This window comes from Caldanaerobius polysaccharolyticus DSM 13641 (genome assembly GCF_000427425.1).
Classification (GTDB): Bacteria; Bacillota; Thermoanaerobacteria; order Thermoanaerobacterales; family Caldanaerobiaceae; genus Caldanaerobius; species Caldanaerobius polysaccharolyticus.
Window position 1 is genome coordinate 1,017,879 of the sequence record NZ_KE386495.1, and the last position, 11,221, is coordinate 1,029,099.

Sequence of the window (11,221 nt, forward strand, 5' to 3'; positions counted from 1 at the left end):
CGCTGCGAAATATCTATAATTTTTAGGGAATAAGATAAAGCAGCGGTTTTTATTTTTGCCTAAAAGCGGTAAAATAAAATATAATGATTATTAAAGAAAAATACTTTACAAATTGATAAATGTTTTATATAATAATAAATGAAAAATATAAAAATAATATTACATAAAGAATTATTTAGGGAGGTAATATTGATGAGAGAAATGACAAAAGCAAATCTCACCAATGCTTTTGCAGGTGAAAGCCAAGCTCACATGAGGTATCTGATTTTTTCTGAAAAGGCTGAAAAAGAAGGGATGCCTAACATAGCGAGGCTGTTTAAAGCCATTGCCTATGCAGAGCAGGTACATGCGACAAATCACTTTAAGACCCTGGGAGAATTAGGGGATACCAAGGATAATTTGAGTAAAGCTATCGGTGGAGAGAATTTTGAAGTAAACGAGATGTATCCTGCCTATGATGCGGTGGCAAATTTACAGAGTGAAAAGGATGCTTTAAAGAGCATTCACTACGCTTTAGAGGCGGAAAAGATACATGAAAAACTGTATTCAGATGCTAGGGAAGCTGCTGCAAAAGGTCAGGATATAAACATAGGAAAGGTTTATATATGCCCTGTGTGCGGTTACACTGTGGTAGGCGAAGCGCCGGATAAATGCCCAGTTTGCGGTGCCAAGAGAGAGATGTTTAAAGAATTTTAAAGGTAAGAGGGGATTATTATGGTAGAGGCAGGTCAGATATACAAGTGTAGTAAATGCGGAAATATAGTTGAAGTACTGGTGGCAGGCGGAGGCTCTTTGGTGTGTTGCAACGCTTCTATGGAGCTGCTTCAGGAAAAATCAGGGGATACCGGCAAAGAAAAACATGTACCTGTTATAGAAAGAGATGGCGACGTGGTGACGGTTAAAGTGGGAAGTGTTTCACACCCCATGCAAGAGGACCACTATATCCAGTTTATTGAGCTTTACGTTGACGGCAAAATTTACAGGAAGAATTTAAAGCCTGGAGATTTACCTGAAGCGCGTTTTGAGGTAAAAGACGCCACTGATATAAGGGCAAGGTCGTATTGCAATCTTCACGGATTGTGGAAATCATAAAAGGAAGCCCTGCTACAGGGTTTCCTTTTTTATATCATCTTAATGAGTATATGGCCGAGGATATCACCGGCAAGGCTTATTTTGTCTGCGCAATTGCTCAAATGCCTGTAAATTTCCCTCATTTTTAAAATGTACTTTATATCGTCGCCTTTGAGCAGTTCTGCGACGTATTTTCTGTAGAGGTTTTCAATTTCATTTTCGTATTTTTTTGCTCCAACGGCAAACCTCATAGCCTCTTTTTTATTTTTATCCATATTGTAAAGGGATTGGTTGATCAATTCTGTACCCTTTCTTATGGTTTCAACCATTGTCTTTAATTCACTAGTAGGGCTGATTTCATATACTTCCATTTCTTTTACAGTGGTATCACAGTAGTCCAGTATTTCATCTATAGCACCTGAAAGAGCAAAAATATCTTCTCTTTCAATAGGGGTTATAAATGTCTTATCCAACTCATCTATTACTTGTTGTCTTTTGCGGTCAGCTGCCTTTTCCAGCTTTGTTACCTTGTCTCCGTCTTCTTTAGCAGCTGTTTCAAGGTATTTTTGCAGTGATACTACACCTTCGAGTGTCAACTGGCTTTGTTCCTGAAGCAATTGGTAAAAGTCTGCCTTTTCGGAAAAAAGGTTTTTAAGGAAACGCATATTTATACCTCCGTTTATATGCTGCGCATTATTAAGTAGAGTATAACAGACATTATAAAGGAAAAGGGAATGGTGACAATCCAGGCTATCATCATGCTCTTCACAAAATACCACCTTACGCCATTAGGTCTTTCTTTTGCTCCTACGCCCATTATTGAGGTGTTGATTATCTGAGTTCCACTAATAGGAGCTCCTATCATATTGGAAGGGACTATCACGATAATTGATGCCAGTTGAGCATTGAAAGAGTGCAGAGGCTTGACTTTATATATCCTTGCGCCCACACTTTTGACCATTTTTAATCCTCCTAGCACAAGACCTGTGGATATCATCAATGCCGATATTAACTTGATCCATAAAGGGATGCTAAAGTTTTTTACCGTATTTGCCTGTAATATGGCTATAGCAATGATTCCCATCCCTTTTTGGGCGTCATTGGTTCCTTGGCTGCTGTTAAGCAAAAAAATGGTTAAAAATTGTAACCTTTTAAGTAATTTGTTTACACCGGGTCCGTATCCGCGCAACACAGTTACACTTATACCCATTATCGTATAGCCTACAAAAAACCCTATAATAGGCGATAAAAACAGAGGGAGTATGACCTTTGTCATTACACCGGTGATATTGATGGCTTTAAGTCCATATTCTACAAAAAAAGGGCCCAGCAGTCCGCCTATTAAAGCGTGAGAAGAACTGGTAGGTATCTCTAAATACCAAGTAATGACGTTCCACGTGATGGTACTTAATATGACTGCTAAGAGCATAAGTTGTAATTTATTTGGATCTTTGAAGAGGAAATCTTGTTTAATTATGGATTTCCCTATGGTAGAAGCCACTGATGTACCCAGAAAAAAAGTACCTAAAAACTGAGAAAATGCCGCCAGTGCAAAAGCTGTACGGGCTTTTATAGATCTTGATGAAATTATGGTAGCAATGAGATTCCCTTCATCGTGAAATCCCGTGATAAAAATATGAACAAATACTGCTAAGGATAGTATATAAAACAATTCCATCAATCCACCGTTTATTGAGTTTTCTCTATATAATAGAATATATAAAGCTACTTGTCAATATTCTGCAGGGTATTTATGATAAGTAGATGACAATCCTGAAAAAGACAGGTGGTGTTAAAAGATTGAAATACTCTGGTAAGATTGATAAAATAATTATGAATAAACATGTTACAATGATATAACCGACTTATTTGAGAGGTGGTAAAATTGGAACTTTTTGATGTCATTGAGAAGAGGAGAAGTGTTAGAAAATACGTTAATAAGCCTGTGCCTGAGGAGTCAATAAGAAAGGTATTAAATGCTGCACGGTTAGCCCCTTCTTGGGCAAACAAACAGTGCTGGCGATTTATAGTGGTGACCGATCCTGAGTTAAGATTAAAATTAGGAGAAGCGATGAACAATAACCCCAATAAGTCATGCTATGTGGATGCTCCCGTAGACATCGTGGTATGTGCGAAGAGGCATGATTCCGGTATTCACGATGGAAAGGAATACTTTATGTTTGATCTGGGACTTGCTATGGAGAATCTGGTATTAGCTGCTGCGGATGAAGGATTGGGCACGTGCATAATAGGATGGTTTGAAGCAGGGCCTATAAAGCAATTGTTGCACATACCTGAAAATTACGAAGTTGTAGTGGTTACTCCGTTAGGTTACCCTGCTGAGGTACCTAATACTCGATTGAGAAAAGAGTTAGATGACATCGCATCTTACAACGGATTTAATTGAAAGTAGGTGGCCTCTGAGGGGTTGCATTAAGGAGCGCTATCGGGTGGCTCGATATGCTTTTTTACTATATCCGATAGTTCCGAGGTGTACCTGTTGATTTTAGCTGTAAGGCTTCGGTAATTTAATATTTGCTGCCGATTTTTGTTTATACTGCGTATCAAAGTAGTTTTTACGCTGTCAAATAACGCATCAATGGATACATATTCTGTTAAGTTTTCTTCGTGCAAAGGTATTTCAACTAATTCCTCGTTTACCACCTTGTAGTAATAAAGTTTGCGGTCCAGTCTCAGTACTATTTTCTCTTCTATAGATTTATCAAATACCACAATACCTTTGCCGATTTCAAATATTTTGCCCATATAGCTTCTTATGATAATATTGTCTGTTTTGATGTAATCAGATAATTCGAGGAAAATATCTACGATTTCTTTTATACACGTTTTTATTACTTTTTTCATCTCTTCATTGGCTTTGTCTTTTTCTATTTCAGATTGTTTAAGATTTTCTATTAATTCTTTTATTTCATCAAAAACGCTCATATTATCACCTCATTTGTATTATTTTTTAAGACTGACTTAAATATGCGAGTTCAGAAAAATGAAAGTTGAAAAATAAATTTTTCAGATTGCGGAGTTAATTCCATACATTTTTATTAGTATTTTGGCTGAAAAACTGTATAAACAAGGATTTTTACAAAGTTAAATATTTATGGGATAGTGCAAATTTGCAAGTTTGATAAAAAATTATTCATAGATGTATTGACAAACTTAATTTGATAGCATAAAATTATTCTAAAATTATAAAAAGGGGGATATGGAGAATTATGCCGGATATTTCCAGGAACATTTACCTTGTGGACACTACCCTTAGAGACGGCGAACAAACGGCAGGTGTGGTTTTTGCCAATAACGAGAAGATAAGGATTGCAAAATTCTTAGATGAAATAGGCGTGGATCAATTGGAAGTGGGCATTCCGGCGATGGGTGGAGATGAAAAAGACGCTATAAAGTCTATTGTTAAAGCTGGACTGAAGGCGAGCATTATGGCGTGGAATAGAGCTGTTATAAAAGACATTCAAGAATCAGTTGACTGCGGCGTCGACGCTGTAGCAATATCTATCTCTACTTCTGACATACATATAAAATATAAGCTTCAGAAAAGCAGAGAATGGGTAATAGAGAGTATGGTACAGGCTACTGAATACGCTAAAAAACAGGGAATGTATGTCTCTGTTAACGCTGAAGATGCTTCAAGGACAGATCCTGAGTTTTTACTCGAATTTGCAAAAGCAGCTAAAGAAGCTGGTGCTGATAGATTGCGTTTCTGCGATACCGTAGGTATATTGGATCCTTTTAAAACATTTGACAAAATTAAGTTTTTAAAAGATAATGTTGATATAGATATTGAAATGCATACCCACAATGATTTTGGAATGGCTACGGCGAATGCTATTGCAGGAATTATGGCTGGTGCTAATTACGTGGGTGTGACTGTAAATGGCTTGGGCGAGAGGGCAGGTAACGCTGCTTTGGAAGAAGTGGTAATGGCCCTAAAGTACGTAGAAGGGATTGATTTGAAGATAGACACCAGGAGGTTTAGGGAGATTTCCGAGTACGTAGCCATGGCATCAGGTAGGCAGATACCTGCGTGGAAAGCCATAGTGGGTTCCAATATGTTTGCCCACGAGTCAGGCATTCACGCTGACGGTACCATAAAAGATCCTCGAACATATGAGGTGTTTGATCCCAGTGAGGTGGGCCTGGAAAGGCAGATTGTAATAGGGAAACATTCAGGTACTGCGGCGATCAGGAAAAAATTTGCTGAGTACGGAATTGAAATCGATGAGACGACAGCTAGGGATTTACTTGCAAAGGTTAGAGCAGCGGCAGTCTCATTGAAGAGGTCGCTTTTTGACAAAGAATTGGTCTACATTTATGAGGATTACATGAGTGAAAAGGAAGGTATGAAGGCACAATAAGCGTTAAGGAGGATTGTGGTGGGTTACAATATAGTTCAAAAAATACTTAAAGAACACTTGGTATCAGGAGTTATGGTTCCAGGTCATGAAATTGCTATTAAAATCGATCAGACTCTGACACAGGATTCCACAGGGACCATGGCCTACCTTCAGTTTGAGGCGATGGGCATACCCCGCGTTAAGACAAAGCTTTCTGTAGCATATGTAGACCATAACATGTTACAGGAAGGTTTTGAAAACGCTGATGATCACAAGTACATTCAAACAGTAGCAGCCAAGCACGGTATCTACTTTTCCAGGCCCGGTAATGGTATATGCCATCAGGTGCACCTTGAAAGATTTGGGGTGCCTGGTGAAACCTTATTAGGATCTGATAGCCATACGCCTACCAATGGTGCGTTGGGAATGCTCGCTATAGGTGCAGGGGGATTGGATGTTGCCGTAGCGATGGGCGGTGGCCCGTATTATTTAACAATGCCGCGAGTAGTTAATGTAAGGTTACACGGTTCCCTGGGCCCGTGGGTATCTGCAAAAGACGTTATTTTAGAACTGTTAAGAAGGCTTACGGTAAAAGGTGGCGTAGGCAAGGTAATTGAGTATTCCGGCGAAGGCGTAAAAAGCCTCACGGTACCGGAGAGGGCCACTATTGCCAATATGGGAGCTGAATTAGGAGCCACCACTTCTGTTTTCCCTAGCGATGAGGTTACAAGGGAATTTTTATCTGCTCAAGGTCGCATAGAAGATTGGAAGCCTATAAGTGCAGATGAAGATGCTGAATACGACGAAGTAATAGATATATACCTTGATAGTTTAGAGCCTTTGATTGCACAGCCCCATAGCCCTGATAATGTAGTTAAGGTAAAGGAAATAGAAGGGTTAAAAGTAGACCAGGTAGCAATAGGCAGTTGTACTAATTCATCTTATATGGACATGATGAAAGTTGCTGCGATATTAAAGGGAAAAACGGTGCATCCTGATGTTTCACTGGTCATTTCACCGGGGTCTAGGCAGGTATTCCAGATGCTGGCCAAGAATGGAGCGCTAGCAGACATGATATCGGCTGGGGCGAGGGTATTGGAGTGTGCGTGTGGCCCGTGTATTGGCATGGGTCAGGCTCCGGCTTCTAATGCGGTATCTGTCAGGACATTTAACAGAAACTTTGAAGGTAGAAGTGGCACTAAGAGCGCAAAGGTGTATCTTGCCAGTCCCGAAGTAGCAGCTGTTGCGGCGATATACGGTTGCATAAAAGACCCCAGGGTATTAGGCGAAGAGATTCATGTGAGTTTTCCTGAGAAATTTGATATTAACGATAACATGATAATACCACCAGCTGAAAACCCTGATGATGTGACAGTAGTCCGCGGACCAAATATTAAGCCTTTCCCATCTCACCAGCCGTTACCGGATAGGTTAGAGGGTCAGGTGCTGTTAAAAGTAGGGGATAATATAACCACGGACCACATAATGCCGTCCAATGCCAGGCTTTTGCCGTTCAGATCAAATATCCCTAAACTGGCGGAACATTGCTTTGAAGGGGTAGACCCTGATTTCTCAAAAAGGGCAAAAGCTAACAATGGTGGTTTTATCGTAGGCGGTGCAAATTATGGGCAGGGTTCTAGCCGTGAACATGCGGCGCTGGTGCCGTTGTACCTGGGAATTAAATTCGTACTGGCGAAGTCTTTTGCCAGGATTCACAAGGCGAATTTAATAAATAATGGAATACTTCCTCTGACTTTTGTAAACGAAAGCGATTATGATGAAATATCTAAGGGAGATGTCCTGATATTGGAGAACGCTATTGAACAGGTGAAGTCTAAAGGAGATATAGTTATAAAAAACGTGACAAGGGGAAAAGAAATATTGGTTAATTTAGATGTGTCGGATAGAAACAGAGAGGTCTTGATAGCAGGGGGGTTACTCAATTACACGTCTTTATCTTAGGCATATGTTCATATGCCTTTTATTTTTTTCTTGACAATGTCAGTTATTTTTTATATAATGATTTTGTCGTTAAGAATGGGGTTATAGCCCAGCTGGTTAGAGCGCCACGTTGACATCGTGGAGGTCACAGGTTCGAGCCCTGTTAACCCCACGCTTATTGATGAGAAGGTTCCGGCACTGCGTTAGGTGCCGGAATTTTTGTTTTGGTGGTTTTTTTATTTATATTTTCATATAATAATAGAGTCCAGCGGTTAAGGAGGGATTTAGTTGAAGGATATAAAGGTGAAGTTTAACGGCAAAACGTACCAATGTCCAGAGAACACCTTGTTGTTAGATTTTTTTAAAGGGAAGGTTTATGATGAAAACATGATTATAGCAGGCCTTGTGGACAATAAACTTGTGGATTTAAATTATAAGCTCCACCGCGATTGTTGTGTTGGTGCGGTTGACATAAAAAGTGAAGAGGGTATGAAAGTATACAGGAGGAGCATGAGCTTTGTATTTATCAGGGCTGTGCGCGAATTATTTCCAGAGGCAAGGGTTACAATAGAGCATTCATTGGGCAAAGGTTTGTACTGTGAAGTTCATAAGGATCACTCGCTGAATAAAAGCGATGTGGCACTTATAAAGCGCAAGATGGATGAAATTGTCTCTAAAAATATGCCTTTTGAGAGAATAAAGGTGTCTATAAAGCAGGCCATAGATATCTTTAACCAGCAAGGCCAGCCAGAAAAGGTAAAGCTGCTAAAGTATAGCACTGACGAAAAAATGTACCTTTATAGACTTAACGGTTATTACGATTATTTTTATGGCATTTTAGCACCTCATACAGGTTATTTGAAGGTGTTTGATCTTAAATTTTATTTGCCTGGTGTTATCATAATGTTTCCTGATATGTCTGATCCTAAAAATGTAGCAGAGTTTGTGGATCAACATAAGCTGGCGGCCATATACCAGGAAACGGAAAAGTGGGGCAGGATAATGAGGGTTGATTATGTGTCCTCATTAAACGAGCTCATAGAATCGGGTGACATCAAGGAAATTATAAGGATAGCTGAGGCATTGCACGAAAAGAAAATTGCGCAGATTGCCGATTTGGTAAGTAAAAACAGGGATAATGTAAGGCTTATACTGATAGCAGGGCCTTCATCTTCTGGTAAGACCACTTTTGCTCAGAGGCTTTACATTCAGTTAAGGGTCAATGGTTTAAGGCCTATATCTATTTCATTGGATGATTATTTTCTGCCATCTGGTATGATTCCTAAAGATGAGAACGGCAAGTATGATTTTGAAAATATCGAGGCCCTGGATTTGGAACTGTTTAACGAACAGCTAGCTCAACTGATACAGGGAGAAGAGGTGGTTTTACCAAAGTACGATTTCGCTACTGGAAGCAGAATACAATACGGTAGAAAAGTAAAGATTGACAAAGATCAGCCGATTATAATTGAAGGTATCCACGGATTAAATGAAAGGCTTACATCGGCGATACCTAAAGACCGCAAGTTTAAGATATATATAAGCGCGCTCACGCAATTAAATCTGGATGACCATAACAGGATACCAACTACCGATTCCAGACTTGTCAGGCGCATAGTAAGGGACTATATGTTCAGGGCCACTGATGCTGAGAAGACACTGGAGATGTGGAGCTCGGTGAGAAGAGGGGAAGAAAAAAACATATTTCCTTATCAGGAGGAAGCTGATGTCATGTTCAATTCAGCTCTCGTTTATGAATTAGGGGTATTGAAAAAGTACGCTGAGCCTCTGCTGCTTAAAGTTAAGAGGTCTTCTGGTGTTTTTTACATGGCCCAGTATCTGCTGGATATATTAAGTTATATAAGGCCTATACGTGATGAGCAGGATATACCTGCTAATTCTATATTGAGGGAATTCATAGGTAATAGCTGCTTTTTTTGACGGCTGATTATTCTTTGTTGTAATATTCCCCTTGGCGTAGTATAATTAAGCTGTTTACTAATCGGGTCAGGGGGAAGAAGGTTTGAATCAACTGGCGATAGCGGAAAAGATATTTTCAAATTTGTCCGTTATATTTTTAGGTTATTTAATCAAGCGATTAAAGCTTTTACCTGAAGGTGCTGGCGATGTTTTGAGTAAATTTATATTGTATGTCACATTACCTGCCACCATTATAAATGTATTTTTAAATTCTAAATTGTATGCTCAGTTTTTTATCTTGCCATTAATAAGTATTTTTCTTGGCATCTTTACTTTTGTTCTTGGCTATATCTTAGTTAGAAAAGTACATCTCGACTCTAAGACAAAATGGACGCTGATAATTTCCATCTGCGGGTACAACGTGGGGCTGTTTGCTTTTCCTTTCATACAGCAGGTTTATGGCAATAAAGGCTTAATCACTATGGCTATGTTTGACATGGGAAACTCATTTATCGTATTCGGTTTAGCATATGGTATTTCTTTTTTAGCTTCAGAGGGGGAAAAGATTAATTTTTCCGCGATAATAAAAAAAGTGTTGTGTTTTTTTCCATTGGATATATACGTTTTATCTATCTTTATCAATATAACGGGTATTCAATTTCCTGAATTATTGAAAGAAATGATATCCCAGCTGGCTGTGCCTAATGGCGTTTTAGCGCTGTTTACCATAGGCTATTTTTTGGATTTTAAGTTAAGCAGAGATGAGCTCAAAGCGCTGGCAATAGGGGTGTTTGTAAAATTTTTGCCGGGGTTGCTACTGCTTCTGTTTGTAATCCTGGCATTTAGCACCAAATCGCTTTTGGTTAAAATTCTCACCATAGGGGCTCTTTTGCCTACTCCGATGGTGGCTGTAATATATTCCATAGATAGGGGGTTAAATGTAAAACTTTCGTCGGTGCTGGTGACAGTTACGATCATGTTTAGCATAATTTTCATGATGGCGATAATGTTGTTGTGGCGATAAAAATATGTGCGATTTGTATTGCAAAACCAACAATAATAGTATATAATATTCACAGTAAATAAGAAGGCCTTTAATTCAACCCTGAGAGGTTGGCAAGGTGTTATTCAGCGTAGCTGTATAGATTTTAGCGAATAAGATTTACAATATAGAAACCTCTCAGCCTGTCGGGTTGGGGGGTTTTTTGCGGAGGTATAGAGTTGAGGATAAAGGCCGAGATAATGGATGAAAATGCCATGAGACGGGCGCTGGTGAGGATCGCCCATGAAATAATAGAGCGCAATAAGGGCGTGGATAACCTGGTGCTCATAGGCATAAAGAGGAGAGGGGTACCTTTAGCCAGAAGAATTGCTATGGCGATAGCCCAGATAGAAGGGAAAGAAGTACCCGTAGGGGAACTGGATATCACGTTGTATCGCGATGACCTCAGCGCATTGGCGGAGCAGCCTATTGTAAGTAAACCTGAATTTCCCTTTGATGTAAAAGGGAAGATCTGTGTTCTGGTAGATGATGTCCTGTATACAGGTAGGACCGTAAGAGCTGCGATGGACGCCATTATACGCCTGGGCAGACCTAAGGCAATACAGCTGGCCATCCTGATTGACAGGGGTCACAGGGAATTGCCTATAAAAGCCGACTTTGTGGGCAAGAATGTTCCTACGTCCAGAACCGAGTTGATATCTGTCAGAGTAAGTGAAGTTGACAATGAAAATAGAGTTCTTATAGAGGAATGACCTTTTAAATTAGTCCTGTGAGGCTAATAAAGGGAGCGAGACTCCCTATATAGAAGGGAGGAATTTTATTATGGTGAAAGTAAGAAGAGAAATGGGATAGAATAGGTCGTTCTATCCCATTTTTTTGTGCCCTTAGGTGAGTTTAAGGTAAATGGAAAAGGGAGGTAATT

At 39.6% G+C, this 11,221-nt stretch carries 11 protein-coding genes and 1 tRNA gene; 9 read left to right on the plus strand and 3 right to left on the minus strand.

The genetic code is table 11. The features are described from left to right. The first annotated feature begins 192 nt into the window (after positions 1-192). Together CALPO_RS0111490 and CALPO_RS0111495 are read left to right on the plus strand one after the other, a co-directional pair. Positions 193-696 (plus strand): rubrerythrin family protein, encoded by a 504-nt coding sequence (locus CALPO_RS0111490; protein ID WP_026487452.1) that lies wholly within the window; start codon positions 193-195, stop codon positions 694-696. A gap of 18 nt (positions 697-714) precedes the next feature. Next, complete coding sequence (locus tag CALPO_RS0111495) at positions 715-1,092, plus strand: desulfoferrodoxin (RefSeq protein WP_026487453.1); 378 nt, start codon at positions 715-717, stop codon at positions 1,090-1,092. 29 nt (positions 1,093-1,121) lie between these two features. On the opposite strand, the gene CALPO_RS0111500 is transcribed toward CALPO_RS0111495, so the two are convergent. Further along, positions 1,122-1,736 (minus strand): DUF47 domain-containing protein, encoded by a 615-nt coding sequence (locus tag CALPO_RS0111500; protein ID WP_026487454.1) that lies wholly within the window; start codon positions 1,734-1,736, stop codon positions 1,122-1,124. A 14-nt stretch (positions 1,737-1,750) separates the two neighbouring features. Continuing rightward, positions 1,751-2,749, minus strand: coding sequence for an inorganic phosphate transporter (locus CALPO_RS0111505; protein WP_026487455.1), 999 nt, complete (start codon positions 2,747-2,749; stop codon positions 1,751-1,753). Between the two features lie 207 nt (positions 2,750-2,956). Here CALPO_RS0111505 and CALPO_RS0111510 point away from each other — a divergent pair, with 207 nt between their 5' ends. Next, positions 2,957-3,478 (plus strand): nitroreductase family protein, encoded by a 522-nt coding sequence (locus CALPO_RS0111510; RefSeq protein WP_026487456.1) that lies wholly within the window; start codon positions 2,957-2,959, stop codon positions 3,476-3,478. 26 nt (positions 3,479-3,504) lie between these two features. Here the strand turns inward: CALPO_RS0111510 and CALPO_RS0111515 are convergent, their stop codons facing one another. Then, positions 3,505-4,017 (minus strand): hypothetical protein, encoded by a 513-nt coding sequence (locus CALPO_RS0111515; protein WP_026487457.1) that lies wholly within the window; start codon positions 4,015-4,017, stop codon positions 3,505-3,507. Between the two features lie 284 nt (positions 4,018-4,301). On the opposite strand from CALPO_RS0111515, the gene nifV reads away from it, so the two are divergent. The 6 genes from nifV (at position 4,302) to pyrR (ending at position 11,051) form a co-directional block, all read left to right on the plus strand. Continuing rightward, on the plus strand, positions 4,302-5,456 hold the full coding sequence (gene nifV / locus CALPO_RS0111520) for a homocitrate synthase (RefSeq protein WP_026487458.1): 1,155 nt from the start codon (positions 4,302-4,304) through the stop codon (positions 5,454-5,456). A gap of 18 nt (positions 5,457-5,474) precedes the next feature. Continuing rightward, positions 5,475-7,397, plus strand: a complete 1,923-nt coding sequence (locus tag CALPO_RS0111525) for an aconitate hydratase (RefSeq protein WP_026487459.1) — start codon at positions 5,475-5,477, stop codon at positions 7,395-7,397. Positions 7,398-7,474: 77 nt separating this feature from the next. Next, positions 7,475-7,548, plus strand: a tRNA-Val gene (locus CALPO_RS0111530). 116 nt (positions 7,549-7,664) lie between these two features. After that, complete coding sequence (locus tag CALPO_RS0111535; protein ID WP_156940187.1) at positions 7,665-9,317, plus strand: nucleoside kinase; 1,653 nt, start codon at positions 7,665-7,667, stop codon at positions 9,315-9,317. An 82-nt stretch (positions 9,318-9,399) separates the two neighbouring features. Next, on the plus strand, positions 9,400-10,320 hold the full coding sequence (locus tag CALPO_RS0111540) for an AEC family transporter (RefSeq protein ID WP_026487461.1): 921 nt from the start codon (positions 9,400-9,402) through the stop codon (positions 10,318-10,320). A gap of 197 nt (positions 10,321-10,517) precedes the next feature. Next, positions 10,518-11,051 carry a bifunctional pyr operon transcriptional regulator/uracil phosphoribosyltransferase PyrR gene (gene pyrR / locus CALPO_RS0111545; RefSeq protein ID WP_026487462.1) on the plus strand — a complete coding sequence of 178 codons (534 nt, stop codon included), beginning with the start codon at positions 10,518-10,520 and terminating at the stop codon, positions 11,049-11,051. Positions 11,052-11,221: the final 170 nt, after the last annotated feature.

Excerpts from the sequence above, each read along its gene's own strand:
- nifV (WP_026487458.1), top strand. The coding sequence starts at position 4,302 with ATGCCGGATATTTCCAGGAACATTTACCTTGTGGACACTACCCTTAGA.
- CALPO_RS0111505 (WP_026487455.1), bottom strand. The coding sequence starts at position 2,749 with ATGGAATTGTTTTATATACTATCCTTAGCAGTATTTGTTCATATTTTT.
- CALPO_RS0111500 (WP_026487454.1), bottom strand. The coding sequence starts at position 1,736 with ATGCGTTTCCTTAAAAACCTTTTTTCCGAAAAGGCAGACTTTTACCAA.
- CALPO_RS0111515 (WP_026487457.1), bottom strand. The coding sequence starts at position 4,017 with ATGAGCGTTTTTGATGAAATAAAAGAATTAATAGAAAATCTTAAACAA.
- CALPO_RS0111495 (WP_026487453.1), top strand. The coding sequence starts at position 715 with ATGGTAGAGGCAGGTCAGATATACAAGTGTAGTAAATGCGGAAATATA.
- CALPO_RS0111490 (WP_026487452.1), top strand. The coding sequence starts at position 193 with ATGAGAGAAATGACAAAAGCAAATCTCACCAATGCTTTTGCAGGTGAA.